Origin of the sequence: Rhodococcus sp. YH1 (assembly GCF_009939605.1) — a bacterium.
Classification (GTDB): domain Bacteria; phylum Actinomycetota; class Actinomycetes; order Mycobacteriales; family Mycobacteriaceae; genus Rhodococcus; species Rhodococcus aetherivorans.
The window spans coordinates 1-15,012 of sequence record NZ_WVTE01000269.1 but is presented as its reverse complement, the minus strand read 5'-3'; the positions used below and the strand labels follow the sequence as shown (position 1 = coordinate 15,012).

The 15,012-nt window shown below is 67.8% G+C and carries 11 protein-coding genes and 1 riboswitch; of the genes, 5 read left to right on the top strand and 6 right to left on the bottom strand.

The annotated features are described in order from the left end of the window. Positions 1–45 precede the first annotated feature (45 nt). Positions 46–534 (bottom strand): hypothetical protein, encoded by a 489-nt coding sequence (locus tag AIIKEEIJ_RS27595; protein WP_161996980.1) that lies wholly within the window; start codon positions 532–534, stop codon positions 46–48. 483 nt (positions 535–1,017) lie between these two features. Between AIIKEEIJ_RS27595 and AIIKEEIJ_RS33340 the strand changes: the two genes are divergently transcribed. Continuing rightward, positions 1,018–1,725, top strand: coding sequence for a hypothetical protein (locus AIIKEEIJ_RS33340; RefSeq protein ID WP_238406605.1), 708 nt, complete (start codon positions 1,018–1,020; stop codon positions 1,723–1,725). A gap of 1 nt (position 1,726) precedes the next feature. Further along, positions 1,727–2,641 (top strand): hypothetical protein, encoded by a 915-nt coding sequence (locus AIIKEEIJ_RS27585; protein ID WP_161996979.1) that lies wholly within the window; start codon positions 1,727–1,729, stop codon positions 2,639–2,641. Positions 2,642–2,953: 312 nt separating this feature from the next. Here the strand turns inward: AIIKEEIJ_RS27585 and AIIKEEIJ_RS33335 are convergent, their stop codons facing one another. The 3 genes from AIIKEEIJ_RS33335 to AIIKEEIJ_RS27570 form a co-directional block, all read right to left on the bottom strand. Then, positions 2,954–3,559 carry a hypothetical protein gene (locus AIIKEEIJ_RS33335; protein WP_238406604.1) on the bottom strand — a complete coding sequence of 202 codons (606 nt, stop codon included), beginning with the start codon at positions 3,557–3,559 and terminating at the stop codon, positions 2,954–2,956. A gap of 339 nt (positions 3,560–3,898) precedes the next feature. Beyond that, positions 3,899–5,467 carry a DUF4236 domain-containing protein gene (locus AIIKEEIJ_RS27575; protein ID WP_161996978.1) on the bottom strand — a complete coding sequence of 523 codons (1,569 nt, stop codon included), beginning with the start codon at positions 5,465–5,467 and terminating at the stop codon, positions 3,899–3,901. Between the two features lie 156 nt (positions 5,468–5,623). After that, positions 5,624–5,926, bottom strand: a complete 303-nt coding sequence (locus tag AIIKEEIJ_RS27570) for a nucleoside triphosphate pyrophosphohydrolase (RefSeq protein WP_161996977.1) — start codon at positions 5,924–5,926, stop codon at positions 5,624–5,626. A 31-nt stretch (positions 5,927–5,957) separates the two neighbouring features. Between AIIKEEIJ_RS27570 and AIIKEEIJ_RS27565 the strand changes: the two genes are divergently transcribed. Next, a complete protein-coding gene (locus AIIKEEIJ_RS27565) occupies positions 5,958–6,971 on the top strand; it encodes an HNH endonuclease (RefSeq protein ID WP_161996976.1) in 1,014 nt (337 codons plus the stop codon). A 216-nt stretch (positions 6,972–7,187) separates the two neighbouring features. Then, positions 7,188–7,934 (top strand): CBS domain-containing protein, encoded by a 747-nt coding sequence (locus tag AIIKEEIJ_RS27560; protein WP_161996975.1) that lies wholly within the window; start codon positions 7,188–7,190, stop codon positions 7,932–7,934. Positions 7,935–8,152: 218 nt separating this feature from the next. On the opposite strand, the gene AIIKEEIJ_RS27555 is transcribed toward AIIKEEIJ_RS27560, so the two are convergent. Then, a complete protein-coding gene (locus tag AIIKEEIJ_RS27555; protein ID WP_202917698.1) occupies positions 8,153–9,886 on the bottom strand; it encodes a hypothetical protein in 1,734 nt (577 codons plus the stop codon). A 340-nt stretch (positions 9,887–10,226) separates the two neighbouring features. Beyond that, positions 10,227–10,685, bottom strand: a complete 459-nt coding sequence (locus tag AIIKEEIJ_RS27550) for a mandelate racemase/muconate lactonizing protein (RefSeq protein WP_072812475.1) — start codon at positions 10,683–10,685, stop codon at positions 10,227–10,229. 31 nt (positions 10,686–10,716) lie between these two features. After that, positions 10,717–10,837: riboswitch (SAM riboswitch) on the bottom strand. 488 nt (positions 10,838–11,325) lie between these two features. Here AIIKEEIJ_RS27550 and AIIKEEIJ_RS27540 point away from each other — a divergent pair. Continuing rightward, a complete protein-coding gene (locus AIIKEEIJ_RS27540) occupies positions 11,326–14,706 on the top strand; it encodes a DEAD/DEAH box helicase (RefSeq protein ID WP_161996973.1) in 3,381 nt (1,126 codons plus the stop codon). The last annotated feature ends 306 nt before the right edge of the window (positions 14,707–15,012 follow it).

Below are 15,012 nucleotides of genomic sequence, written 5' to 3'. Positions count from 1 at the left end.
TGTCGGACGCCCCGGTCCGCAAGGTCGGGGCGTCCGACGAATCGATCAGCTGCTTCCGAACCGCGGCGGCGGCGGGGGCAGGAGCTTGCCGGCCAGATCACCGGTCCACGTGAAGTCCTCGAGTCCGATGTGCACGGTCAGGGTGGCTGGATTGAGCTGCGACTTGTCCACCTCGTACGCGTAGTCGAGGGTGACCGAGGTGTGGGGTGCCACGACCCCGGAGAAGAACGCATCCGACTCCGAGTAGTCGACATCGGCGCGGTAACCGCGCTCACCGTAGGTCAGGGTCGGCGTCGAGATGGAGTACCCCTCGAGCGGATTGTCGCCCGGAGTGAACGTGATACCCAGGATAGTGAGGTTCGGGGCCGTCGCGTACTCGGTGAGAGCGATGGTGCCGCCCCCACTGCCCCGGATCACGGTGCCGAAGGGCTGAATCACCGGGGCCGGTGACGCTGCGGCGGTCGGGGCGAGCATCACGGAGGGAGCGGCAAGGGCCACGGCTGCCGCAGCGAGAGCGGTACTTCTGGAAATCAACGTCGAGTGTCCTGTCCTGAATGAGTGATTAGTCGACCTTAATAGGAATCGAGCCCTATGCCGGATAGGCACTCCGGCAGACGCCTTCGACCGGTCAGGATCGGCGATGGTGACTCGGTTCCGGAACACGGGTCAGCGGGATCGCGATTCTCGACGCCGCCCACGTCAGCCACCTTGTTGACGACCGGAACGACGCACGGGTGGTGGCGTAGGCCGATGGTTCACACCGCTTCGAGGACGCACGAGGTCAGTCCGCCCAGTGTTGCAGGCACCACTTCATCCGGGCTTCGGGCGGTGACGCGTGACAGACGAGCACGCTCGCATCGAAGACGGTCGGTAACGAATGGGACCCGGGGAGCGCTGACAACGGGGAACGCACGTATTTTCTCCGGGGAGCGCGTGCTCGAGGGCCGGACCGGCAGGGCGTCCGGTGAGTCGACCTGCCGGCGCGGGTCGAGGTAGAAGAAGGGGCCATCAGAAAATATGACTCAGCCACCGCAGTGGGGGCCCGAGCCAGGCGAGCACAACTACCGATGGCCTCCGCCCGAGGATCAGCCGACCGCGCAGTACCCGCGCATCGACGATGCCCGCGACGCATACATGCCGCCGCAACAGCCCCAGCCGATCCCGCAGCCCCATCAGCCTGGGCAGATCCCGCCGCCCGGCTATGGGCAACAACCGGCCTACGGGCCGCCGCCCAGCTATCCGGCACCGCCGCCCAAGAACTCCAACGCGGCCGTGTGGATCGTCGTCGCGGTGCTCGCCGTCATCGTGCTCGGTCTGGTCGGCTACCTGTGGTTATGGCCGCAGATCGTCAACGACAGCAGGGCGTCCGGGCCCTCAACCTCGACGTCGACCGTGGTCGTGCCCGCACCCGGCGGCCCGGCCCCGGCGCAGGGCGGCGCGGGCCCGGCACCGGCAACCGGGGAGAGCGTGCCGGCGTACTCCACGCCCTGTCCGAGTGTGTTCACGAGCCCGAGTTTCGGCACCTCGGCAGTGGGCAGCGGTGTCACCTCGTGCGAGTTCGCCGAGGAGGTGCGTTCGGAATACCTACGCCAGGGTGTGCGGGGCGGTGTCGTCTCGGTCGACGCCTACAGCCCGGTCACCGGCCGCACCTACACGATGACCTGTTCGGGCAACACGGTGGTCACCTGCACCGGCGGCAACGACGCCGTGGTGTATCTGTACTGACATGGCCGAGTTTCGGCGCTCGAACACGCGCACTCACCTGCTTGCGGTCGCCGTCGCGGCCGTGGTCACGACCGCCGTCGGCGCGTGCAGCCCACCACCGGGCAACGACGAACCGGATGTGATCGTCATCGAGACGATCACCGAGTCCGTCGGACCCGCTCCGGCTGTTCCCCCTGCGACCGCCGGCCCGGGCGTGGGGGTGGGGGTGGGCGGGGGTTTGGAGGAGTTCGATGCCTTCGCCCGGCAATTGCCCGCTCAGGTGGGTCTGGCGATCGTCCCGGTCGGCGGCGGGCAGGTAATCACCGGTGGCACCGTGATGACCGATGTCGCCTGGTCGACGATCAAGGTGCCCTTGGCCATCGCCGCGCTGACCGCCGATCCCGCCCAAGCCGGCAACGCCGTCGCCGCGATTACCGCCTCGGACAACGATGCCGCCCAGGCGATGTGGGACGATCTCGGTTCCGGAACGGCGGCCGGGGCCGCGGTACAGCAGGTGCTGGCCGAGTTCGGCGACCCCGGCACCGTGGTCCAACCCCAGGTCACCCGCCCCGGATTCACCGCCTTCGGGCAGACGATCTGGCCGCTGACCGCCCAAGCACAGTTCGCGGCCTCGCTACCCTGCCACGACGCCGCCGACGAGGTTCTGACGCTGATGGGGCAGGTCTCGCCGGATCAATCCTGGGGGCTGGGAGCGCTCCCCGGCGCCCGGTTCAAGGGCGGCTGGGGGCCGAACCCCTCCGGCGGCTACCTGGTCCGCCAGTTCGGGGTCGCCGATACCGCGGCCGGGCAGGTCGCCATCGCCGTGGCCGCGGTCCCGACCTCGGGCGTCTTCGAGGACGGCATCGCCGTCCTCGACCGCGTAGTCTCCTGGCTGGCGCCGCGCCTGGCCGCCCTCACCGTCGGCAGTACCTGCTGACCTCCGCCTCCGCCTCCGCGGCCGCATGCCGCGGGCGGTCGAGCCAGATTCCGGAAAGGGAAATGGCCGGATCGGATCCTCCGCTGGTGCGGCGAGATGTCCGCAACCACAGCCCGGATGCGGGGAACGGCACCTCCGGAAGGTCGCGAGGTAGCTTCGACGGACTTCCCCGGTGGAGCCGGACGAATGTGCGTCACTGGGTTGGCGAAGCGAGGGGTGGACGGGTATGTATCCGGGTCGTGCGGGCGAGTCTCGCGTTTCGGCGTTGCGCATCCTGCCGAGATTTCCGTGCCCCGATGTTTCCCGACACTTTCAATTGCACTGCGGTCCGGTGATGTACCCCTGTTCGCAGCCGTACTGGGTTTGGATGTCGCCGCTGGTGGGGGCTTCCCCGCACGCGAGACCGCAGCGTTCGTACCCCTGGACTACCCCGTCTTCGTTGCGATCTTCGTCGGCGTTGTACGGATACGACGTGGCATCGCCGCCGGTCTCCGCTTCGCTGGTTCCGGGGGCGGGCTGGGTGCATGCCGGGTCGGTCGACGACGAGGACCCATCGGTGTAGACCGCCACGCCCGGGTAGTCGCAGTACCACAAGGTCGGTGGTTCCGGAGCGGCGTAGGTGTCGCAGGTGGCCTCGTAGCCGATGCTCCCGTCCGAATAGATGGCTGTGCCCGATTGGTACATCGGAAGATCGCCGCAGGAGAAGGTGACCGGCTCGGGTGCCGGCTCACCGGGCGGCGGCGGTGGGAGCGCGTCGGTGGTGGTGGACGTCGTGGTGAGCGGGGTTGTCGAGGCCTCGGTGGTTACGGTGACAGTGGTGGTCGCCGGTGGCGGAGCGACCGCATCGTCGGTGCTGCAGCCGGTCACGCCGAAGGCACCGAGTGCAGCCACTGCGATCAGGGCGCTCTTGGTGTTCACGGGCAGTCTCCCTACAGGCCCGGCGGTCCCGTGGACGAATACGCGCGAGTGCGGTTTCGTGGTCCGATCCGGATGTTCTGCTTATCGCGCACCCCGCCGTGAGTGTTCCACTGTCTGTCGTCGCGATGCTTGTCCCACGGCACAAAGATTGACAGGAGCAAGCCGGAATCGGTGTCCGAAAGAGTTTCCCGACTTGCCACGCGTCGTGAGCACGAGCGCGGGCTGGAGTGGTCCCCGCGATCAAGAACGCTGGTCCACCGACGACTGCCCCCGCCCCGCGCCGATTCGCGACATGAGGAAGCGCCGCGGATCGGCCTGAGACTGGGCTCGGGCACCGGATCAGGCGGACGGGAAGTGATCGGGCCGGAAGAGTATGTGCACGAGTTGACGGCCGGCGCCGTCGGTGGTCCACCACAGGCCCACGCAGGATGGACTGCGAGCAAGTTGCGGCCAGCGGGTCAGGGCACCGTCCGCGACATACCCGAAGGTGACACCGTGCTGGGCGTCCTGCGCGACGGCAGCTGCCGGAGGTGCTCCGGCATCGACGGTGAACGCACTCACCCGGACTCGGCCGTTCACCGGTTGCAGCATCCCCAGACTGACGCCCATGCCCTGACCGGTGGCGAGCATGGGCACACCGGTCCGTCGCGCCAGTGCCGACAGGTCCGGGCCGGGATAGTCCACCGGGACGGAGGCCACTGCCGGATCGCGGGCTTCGAGCGAGCTCAGCGGTCCGATGAGATCGCGCAGCCGGAAGGTCTGGACGGCCGGCTCGGGGTCCTCGGGCGGGTCGTCGACGGCCGGTGGTGCTGCCTCGGCTCCGCGTTGGAGGTGTCCGAGCAGGGCTCGCAGGTCCGGTTCGTCGTCGAGATCGAGGGGGAGCAGTTCCTGGGTGCGCCCGCCGGTGGCGACGCGCAGGTGCGTCCCCCGCTGCCAGATCTCTTCGGCACCGTCCACGGCGTAGTTCGCGGTCTCGATCACCTGCCGGGAATGCACCCCCGCCAGCAGAAACTCGTAGCCGTGAGTCGGTGCGGGGCGAACAACGACGGAGCGGACCTGCATCACCGACGGGGCGACGGCGAAGACCTCCTTGAGGGTCACCACGACATGTCCCGCGAGCCACCGGCGATACAGGACGTTGCGCGCGGATTTGGTGTAGGTGCGCACGGTCGGGTTGCCGGCGGCGGTGAGGTCCGGGTGCCGGGTGGGGGTCTGCTCGAACGGTGGCGCCCAGATGACCACCGAGGCCTCGCCATGTTGGTAGTCGACGACCGCGGAGGGCTGTGCGTTGTCGGCGAGGGCGTCGTTGAGCACGTCCAGGACGGTGTCACGCTCCCCGGCCACGAGCCGGCTCCACTGCTGGTCCCACCAGGCTTGAGCCTGGGCCTGCCACCGCAGCAGAGACTGGTGTTGTTGCTCGGTTTCGAACTCGATCTGCTGGGCGGCCAGTCGTTTCGCCTCCGCCCGGGCGGACAGCGAGAACCGGGAACGGGTCTGCATCAGGTCCCGGTATCGCTGCTGCACCCCTCGGCGGCGAGCCTGCGCGGAGGGATAGGCGGGAGCGGGCACGGTGTACCGCGCCGCCGGCGGGAAGTGCACCCGGTGCAGGTTGTCGATGCGCTCGACGTCGTCGCGGGCGACCGCGAGGGCTTGTTCTTTGATGCGGCGTCGTTCGTCCCGCTGCGCCTGTCGTTCGGTGGTCTGCGTCCACCCCGAGCCGGTCGAGTAGGTTCCGCCTCGGCCGCTGGTCAAGGAGATGTAGCCGCTGATCGGTCCGAGGCCGCTGGAGACACCGACACCGCGTGTCCCGACGTGTACTCGGGCGATCCGCGGGCCGAGTCCGGCGCTCACCCCCCGCGAGGACACCCGCAGCCGCACCCCGGGTGCGAGCCGGAAACCGAAACCCATGTCGTTCCTCCCTCCGCCGCGACGCAGACTCATGCCGATGATCATCGATTACCCATGATGTCGGGGGATTCCGCGGTCCGCGCCTGCTCGGACTTCGGATGAACGTGGTCGGATCGCCTCGACGGAAAAGGAGGGTTCTGTGGCTGTCGTGGCTGGCTATTCGAGCCAGATCCGGTCCGTGAATCCGCCGCGCTCGCCGCGTTTTTCTTCCGCCTTGCGGCGGACGTCGTCGAGGGTGTAGCCGTGGCATGCCGCCACCGCGGTCAGGACCTCCAGGACGTCGGCGGCCTCTTCCAGCACGTGCTCGGGCGAACCGGACTCGCGCAGTTCCCGGGCCTCTTCGGCCAGTTTGTCGTGCAGCGCGCCTTCGTAGTCGTGCGCGTCGAGCTGTCGGGTGTCGGGAGTCCGGCCGCTGGCGCGGATGATCTCCGGTATCCGGTCGCGAACCAGCTTTCCCATCGGTGTCCCTTCCACGCGTGATACTGGCCGCATGTCGTTCTACAGCGTCGAGCCGACACCGCGCACATCGTGGCGTCAGGCCGTTCTGATGGGGGTCAATTCCCGCACGTACAAGTTCGCCCTCGGGACGGCGCTGCTCGAGCTGGCGAAACAGGGGCGCGATGCCGTGGCGCTTGGGGAGCTGGCCGAGCGATACGCCTGGGCGCTGCTCGCGCGGGAGGGCGGCTTTCCGCAGGCTCCGGCCGCCGTCGAGCTTCGCGACACCGATTTCCTGGCAATCCTGGAGCGGGAGCGGTCGGCGTCGTCGGCTGCGGGACGGCCCACGGAGGCACTGGTCGAGGCCGCGGTGAGGTCGATGCCCGGCATGGTGATGCAGAAGTTCCACAATCTGCGGGGGATCGGGGAGGTCGCGCACGCCTTCTACCGGGTGCAGGGCCGGGGGAGTAACGGGGTTGTGCGGCTGACGCCGGAGTTGCACCGCGTCGCTGCCGCCGACGATGTGCTCGGCCGTGAACTGGACTCGCGGTGGTCGATCGTCGAAGCGTCGTTCGATGCGGCGATCGGCCGTACCCTCATCGACCGGGGCGTGGAGATCGATGCCGAGGGAGCGGTGGTGGTGTCGCCGGCGCGGCGGGTGCCGCTGACCTCCGTGCGTGGTGCAATCGCCGGCTTCCAGCACGGTCGCTGCTTCTACTGTCATCAGGAGCTCGACCGGCTCGATGCGGACATCCACGTCGACCATGTCTTCCCGTTCTCCTGGATGAACACCGGCAGCTGGTGTGGGCCCGACCTCAACCACGTCTGGAATCTGGTCCTGGCGTGCGCACCGTGCAACCTGGCGAAGAGCAACCGGCTACCCACCGCCGACGAAGTGGAGCGCTTGCTGGACCGCAACGACGCGATTGCAGGATCACCGCATCCGCTGCGGCGCACGTTGGAGATCACCATGGGAACCACCGGTCCGACCGCAGAGGCGCGCCGGCGGCAGCGGCGGGACTTCGTCGGCGCGGTATGGAACCACGTCACCGAGGGACTGATGAGGTGACGGCACCGCCATCGCCGGCTCGGTGATCTCCGGCCGACGCCGAAGCGAGGCAGGCGAGCAGGGTGATGCGGCCCCTGGACCTGGGGCGTCTTACCGCGCGACCGCCGAACGTCCTGACGGGTCGGCGGCCGGCACCGTGTGCCGGGCAGGATCTCGTCTCGGTCGAGAGCACCCGAATCCAGTACGGCGGCGTCGGCCTCGGATCACGATGAGAGGATGGACGCATCGAGTTCTCAGGATCCGGCCCGCGAGTTTCTCGACCTGTGGGCCGACATCGAAAAGCATCTACGACACAAGTACTCGCTGCCCGGGCATATTCGCACCATGGGCGAGATCATCGCCGAAACCCGCACTCGGGACGCACTTGTCCGTCGCTACGAACCCGCCCTCACCGCGTTCCGGGATCTGCGCAACGCGATCGTCCACCATCCGTACCGCGGCGACGTTCCCATCGCTACCCCGCGCCCGGACACCGTCGACCGACTGCGCCGCATCCACCACGAGCTGCTCCACCCCGTCCAGATCGGACGGTGCCTGCGAGCACCGGTGGTGAGCACCGCGGCCCCGGACGAGCCGCTTCGCGACGCCCTGCACGAGATGGCCGAGCATTCGTACTCTCAGCTGCCTGTCTACGAGGACGGCCGATACCTGAGTCTGTTGACCACCAACGCCGTCGCCCGATGGCTGGCTGCACAGATCAGCGACGCCGGCGAGGTCCTGGTGGACCAGGTTCTGGTGCGAGAAGTGCTCGACTTTGTCGAGCCGACCGAATTGGTCGTCCACCGCGCACGCACCGTGTCGGTCGCCGCGGTGATCGACGGGTTCCGCAAGGAGGACCCAGCCGGCACACTGGTCGCGGTCATCGTCAGCGAACTGGGTCTACCGACGCAGAAACCGCTCGGTGTCGTCGTGCGCGACGATCTGGCATATCTGCTCACTCAGATCCCGGCAGTGGGCCTGTAGAACTCGGTGTCGCGGGGGACAGGGCGGGGATTGGGGGACTGGTCGCCTGCAGGTGCCGGTAACCGGTATGCCGCGCTCGACTACGAAGCCCACGGTCACGCACCGGGATCGGGGGCGCCGCGGGTGTCTTCGAGGGGAATCCGCTGACAACGTTCCCTGACGTCGGGACGCCCCTGCGGAGCTCGGCGACACCACATTCTTTGACATCAACGCGTTGGTCACGAGTATGCGCGCCCGTCCCAGCGAAGGATCCGGTCGGTGATGGTGCCCGCAGCGCAGCTTGGGTTGCAGTCGTTGTCGAACTGGCGAATCGTGTACTGCCCATCGGCCCCCGGCCCTTCCAGCTCGGCGTAGTAATAGACGTGGCTGGTGCTCGTGTAGTTCGGTCCGGATCCGTCATCCCATTCGATCGTCTCGAAGCCGTCGACGTTGGGCACGAGGGTCAGGACACCGTTGTATCGCCCGGGGTTGTAGGTGAGGAAGACGTTGCCGGTGGCGTCCGTGGTGGGCTCGGCGAAGTCCAGTGCGTCGCCGTAGACGGCGAGATCGACCCGGATCAGGATCTGTCCGGACGAGCTGATGGCCGCGACGCATCCGCCCCCACCAGGACCTGGTTCGCCATTGAGGACGGTGGAGACCTGCACAGTGCCCAGGTGCGGGTGAGGCACGCTGCGGGTGTCTTCAACCCTGCCCCCACAGATGGATTCCGCGGTCGCCGGCGGCGGCTTTACCTGGGTGAACAGGGTGATCTCGTAGGCGCCGCTGGAGAGCGCCAGGGTCGAGATCAGATCGCCGGCCACGACGGTGGCTTTGCCAATCCCCAGGAGCGCCATCAGTTTGCCCGCGACGACGGCGGCCGTGCGGGTGATGCCCTTCTCGGTGAGCTGATCCCACATCTGAGTCGACAGTCGGCCCTGAATCTCGGCGAGGATGTCGGGGGTTCTCTCGACGCCGCACATCACGAGCGATGCGATTCCGCCGGTGAGGGCACCGAGGTCGGCAGCGCTGACGGTGGTGGTGAGCCCGTCGGTGACGCACACACCCATGACACCGAGTTCCAGGGCCGTCAAGACGGCAGGATCGTCGGCGGCTTCCTCGATCGCGTTCCATAGGACGCCGTACGCCAGTGACGAGGTCGACACGGTCGCGGTGATCGTCGAGCTGCCGTTCAGTGGCGCCAGGGATTGTTCGGTGAATCCGAGGTCGACGCCGCCGCCGGGCGGCAGGACCCAGGTGCGGGAGCGTCTGTCGGCCGGCACGCCCATCGCGTCTGTGGTGGCGGACAGTACTTCCGCTGTGAGGGCGCTGATCTGGCCGGAATGCAGATCGACGAACGCCCAGGTCGGGGTGACCGGTGCGGTGACGATCAGTGCAACGCCGCGATTGTTGCGGATCTTGACGACCGCGGTGTCGGAATCGTGGGGGTCGGAGCCGGTGCACACGAGCATGGGTGCGTTCTTGTCCTCTACGTACACGACGTCGTCCATCCATCTCGGGCGAGGTTGGGATGGGCAGGACGGCGGGCGTGCACGCAGGCCCGCCGCGGAGGTGAGGAAGTGATTGGCGTCTTCGACGCGTGCCACCAGCCACTCCTTGATGCTCAGGTGGGTGACCTCAGCTGTCGCGGTGCGGCGATCAGGGCTGATCTGCGGCTCGATCACCTGTGTCGCCGCGGGTTCGGCCGAGTTCGACGCGTGCGCGTCGTAACTGATCAGGAAGAGCTGTTCGCCGGACGGGAGCGGTTCCGGAAGTCGGTATCTGAACGTCAGCGGCTTCTGGGGTTGACCGCTGGACAGGGTCACTTCCGCGCGGGCAAGAACACCGGGTATGTCCGCATCATCGAGTGGGGTGACCGTAAGGGTCGAGTCGGCCGGCCCCGCACCGGGCGGCACGGCCACGGTCCAGGCGTCGGTGACCGGGACGTCGGTAGCTTCGCTGTCCGACAGAGCCACCGAGGTCGAGGAAGACGGCTCCGGCGTCCCCGATGCCTCGTCGGAACGACCGGCACCGGGGAGCAGTGCGCATCCGCTTGCCACCAGCGTCGCCGCAACCAGCATCGCCATGGTCACGGGACCGGACCGAAGTCGTTGCACCACAGGCGTGTCCTCCTGTCCCACGGGAAGGTCGGCGGCTCACTCTAGCTCTGTCCCTCGGCGCCAAAGGCGGAATACGAAGCGCTATCGGCCGTGACCGGGCAGTCGACGAGAATGGACACGCAGTACGTACTCTGCGTATAGCGCAGATGACGGCTTCGCCGATCGGCGGCCAAGCACCTACCCATGCTGCGAGGACCTAGGGGGACAAGCCCGGAACCTCGCCGGACAACACCCGTCTGGTCGCCGCGCTGGCGCGGTGTCCCGACTCGTACAGTTTCGGCCAGGCCGCGAAGTCCTCGGGGTCGACGATCGTCGTGTCGTGACCGCCGTTTCCCGGCCGCTTCGGGCGATGTTCGGGATGGTTCGGAAACTCCAAGGCCAAATAGCCGCGGTCGAGTTCGAGCCGGAAGATCAGCCAGGTGTGCGGCGTGAATCCCACCGTTTCGGCGCGTTTGGCGAGGTCGACCCAGTCGGTGATGTTCGTGTACCCGCCGTCGAGCACCGCCGTCTGGGTGGCGATCATGGGGATCGTGCCCAGCCAGATCGGCGGAAACTCCAGCAGGACCCGGCACCATTCGCGCCGACGGGCGGGCGGGATCGGTTCCCACTTCGCCTGCGCGTTTCGCAAGGTGTCGCTGTCGTGGTGCGAAGACATCGCGCCCCTCTACCTTCCGGAGGCGTGGGCCTCCATCGACTTGTCCGCCGGCGGTTACCGCGCGAACCGGTTCTTCCCCTGGGGCACCCACAGTCGATGGAGACGGGGTTGCCGGGCAGCCGGCCAGGTACCGACAACTGCCACTCTGGAACCTGCTGCCACGATAGCAAGAGCGACCGACATGACGGCGTCCTGTCAGCAGACGCCCTGCTCGTCCTGACCTGCCGGCACCGCCGCAATCACACTCTCGTACTACCAGCTCGATCCGGGTCAGGAAGACGTCGCGTTCCTGCGTCGCGAACTCGAGCTGCGCGAGGGGAGCACGGCGTGACGACACCGGTGTTGGTGCGGTGGCGCCGGTGAACCGGCCTGGATCCGGGGCCCTCGGTCGATCAAGTCCGGTCGGCGAAGCCGCCGCGCTGGTCCCGCTTCTCGCCGGCCTTGCGGCGAATGTCGTCGAGGACCTGTCCGTGCAGGGCTGCGAGCGTGGTGAGCATTTTCAGGACGTCCGGTGGATGTCGCCGCTGCCGGTGCACGGGACCGACGTCGTGACCGCGTGGAGCCGCCACCACCGCCGCATGGCGGGCACAGTAGTCTGACCTGCACGGCAACGGTGTCAGGCAGTCGAGGAGGGCATGCGGTGCGGCGGCTGCGTGTGACCACCTACGACGACGGGAACAGCCTCTACGACACGGTGCTCGAACTGATCACCGCGGCCCAGAACAGGGTATGGATCAAGATCCCGTGGTGGGACACCTCCCCTCAGGCTCGTCGTCTCCTCGATGCGGTGATCGCCGCCAAGCAGCGCGGTGTCGATGTCCTGGTGCTCTGCCGGCCCGAAGCGTCCAACGACGCCGTGCTGCGAAAGCTGCGCCGCGCCGACATCTCCCTGACCAGCGTCCGGTACATCCACGAGAAAGAGCTGATCGCCGACGACATCGCGGTCACCCACTCGATGAACTTCACGCGTACCGAGATCGAGCGCAACCAGAACTCCGGCTCGGTCTTCGACACCCCCGAGGAGATCGACGACCTCGAAGCGGGTTTCCGCACGCTGCTGGACAATCGGGAGGCGGTCAGCGTCGGCGAGGAGGAGTGGACACCGAGTTCGGTGCTGATCCCCCCGGATTTCCAGAAGTTCCTGACACGCTACGACCGGCTCAATCCGTTGCAGTCGAAGGCCGTGCCCGTGGTGCTGTCGAGTCCGGGGCATGTGATGGTGGTGGCTCCGACCAGCGCGGGGAAAACGTTGATCGGGGAAGTTGCGGCGTTGCGGTCGATCGTCGGAGAGGGCAGGCCGGCGGTGTGGCTGTTGCCGGCACGCGCTCTGGCCGCCGAGATCGGTGAGACCGCCAAGCGGTGGAACGAGCACGGGATCCGTGCCATCGAACTGACCGGCGAGACCAACATGTCCAGTGAGGCGGTCCGCAAGGCGCAACTGTGGGTGGCGACGACGGAGAAGTTCGAGGCACTCTACCGGCGGTCCTCGCTGCGCGAGTTCATCGGCAGCGTCGGCTGCCTGATCATCGACGAGGTGCATCTCGTCGGCGATCCGGAACGCGGCGCCACCCTCGAATCGCTCATCGCCCGGTTGCGTGCCGCCGAAGCCCGCACCCGGATCGTGGCGCTGTCGGCGACCGTGTCCAATGCCGACGAGCTCGCCTCCTGGTTTCATGCTCAGCTGATCCGGTCGGCGTGGCGGCCGACAATCCTGAACACCCAGTTCGTCGCCTACGACGCCCCAGCGGCCGAGGAACGACGGGAGCTGCACGAAGCCGCCAAAGACCGGGCTCTGCGGGATCTGCTCGGCGAGCTGGTCGATACTGCCGGGCAGTCGACGACCGTCGGCCTCAGCGCCGCGACGGCAGAGGGCGGTGTCCTGGTCTTCTGTGGGAGCAAGAACGCGGTGCGACGCACCGCGGCGCTTGTTGCCGGCGTCGAGTTCCGCGAGGTCGACGACGAACAGTTGATCGATGCGGCCTTCGCGCGTGGGGTGGGAATCCACTTTCGCGATGCGCCCCGGGCCGGGCGCGCGCTGACCGCGTTCAAGGAGCGAGACATCCGCGTTCTCGTCGCCACGTCCGGGTTGTCGACCGGAGTGAACACCCCCGCCCGGTTCGTGGTGATCCGGGATCTCGAGCTGGGAATCTCTGCTCTGGAGGTTAGTCAGGCTCAGCAGATGTTCGGCCGGGCAGGACGGGCCGGACAGGAACCCGAGGGGTTCGGGTTCATGCTGGTACCACGCGACCAGGAAGCCCTCTGGCGTCATAAACTCGCCGACGGGTACACAGCACGCAGCCGGGTCGTCGACCGGCTGGCCGATACCGTCCTCGCCGAGATCCTGCTCCGGTCGATCCGACACCGATCCGACGCGTCGACCTGGTTTCAGGAGACGTTCGCCTACGCCCAGTCCCGTGAGGTTCACGACGTCGACGAGGCCCTCGACTTCCTGGTCCGCCGCGGCTTTGTGACCGAATCCGAGGACGGCCTGGCGGTGACGGAGATCGGTGCGTTGACCTCACGGCTGATGATCGATGTCGAGTCCGCCGCCGAGCTCCTGGCTGCGTTGGCCGAAGTCCCGGTCCCCGCCGACGCGGCCGAGGCCGAGGAGTACGTGCTGCAGATGACGGCGAGCGGCGTTCGCTCGCTTCGAGAGTGGCCGGTGAATCAGAGAACCTACGAGGCGGTGGTCCAGGAGGCGCTCTCGTCGTGGTCGCGGCGGGTGACCTCGCGTCTGGGCAGCCACTTCGGGTCTCGATTCTGCCTGGCGGCCGCGCATCTGGCGCTGCGCGATCCCCGTAGGCTCCACGCGAAGCCCCCACGTGGGATGTCCCTGGCCGACTTCCGGCGCGCGATCGACGAGATGCCCCGGTACCTCGCGTGGATCAGCGCCCTCGGTTACCTCGGGTCGGCGACCTGGGCGCCGGCGGTGGCCGGTGATCTGGCCCGCCGCCTGTCGTGGTGGACCCTGTCCCCACGCCCGGAGCGAGGCTCCGGTCGTCTGCTGTGGATGCTCGAACGCACGCTGCATCCGGAGAACCGGCGGATGCGCATGCAAAATCTGTGGGGTCGAGCCCGACAGAACGGCTACTCGAGCCCCGACCGGATCAACGCTCGGCCCCGCGACGTCGACGTCTCGACCGAGGAATTCGCGCAGGTCGCGCGTAGTCGCGCCGATCTGCAACTCGCCGTGCCGGACCGGCTCACCCTGCCCGTCACGACGGCGACCGCCCAATCCCGAGTGACGGTGCTGAGCAGTACCGGAACCCGCCGAGCGGTGTCCACCGTGTGCCCGGTGCTCGACCGGATCGAACTCGCGCTGCCCCCGGGCAGGGAGGCGGGCTCGATGGTTGCGGATGCATTCCTCTACACCCGTGACGGGGACTTCGCGTACCGCAATGTCGTGGTCGAGCTACCCGACGATGCGGTCGGTACACGACTCGATCCGCTGGTGGAGGCGGCTCGGCTGGTCGACGACCTGCCCGTCGTCGCCGTGGTGGTGAAGAAGAAGTTCTCGGGGCTGCGGCGCCTGCTGTCGAGTGAACGCAAAAAGCGCCGCATGTCGCTGCTGCCGTTGCTTGCCCCCGACCCGCAGTTGCGTCCGGTGGCGCTGGCCCTCGCCGAACACGAGGCTGAGCCCGAGCGTGCGGTGCTCACCCTGCGCGCCAACCTACGGGCGTTCCTCGCCGCCGAGGACAGTCACGTTCCGCGCCCGGCCGCGGCGGTGCTGCGCTCCGGTCACGCCTGCGACGACGAGTTCGAACTGACCTTGGCGGCGCTGGCCGGTGCCCTGCAGTTCGACACCGGTGCCGCGATATCGGGTGAGAAGGTCGTGGCGCTGGTGAAGATCTCCGGTGAGTGGCACCTGGCGGCCCCAACGAAGGAACCGTTCGTTCAGGTCGAACCTGTTGTCCCCGAGGAGCTCCCGCCGGTGATCCGAACGGTGCAGGAGCGAGAACACGACCCGGATGCCACCGTCACGCCGCTCTGCGACTGGATGCAGGAATTCACCCAGTCGTAGCGGAGAGTCAGCACCCCGCGGCTGCGCGCCACGCGATGCACACCGGCACGGCGCAGTGAGGGACCGCCCGGAAGCAGCACGGTACGACCGGCCGTCACTCGTCGCAAAGGGCGCAGAAGTCACCAAGGGGGGTGGAGCGCTATTCGTAGAGCGCGCTGTTGCCGCGCCAGTCGTTGTCGTGGGGGTCGGGGAGCAGATTGACGAAATCCGGCGCTAAGGGGCAATCGCCGAGCGACCTTGCGCTGTAGGTGATTTCATGTCGTCGTGACTGATGAGGGCGGCTATGGCCGGTTCGGTGCGTTGTCT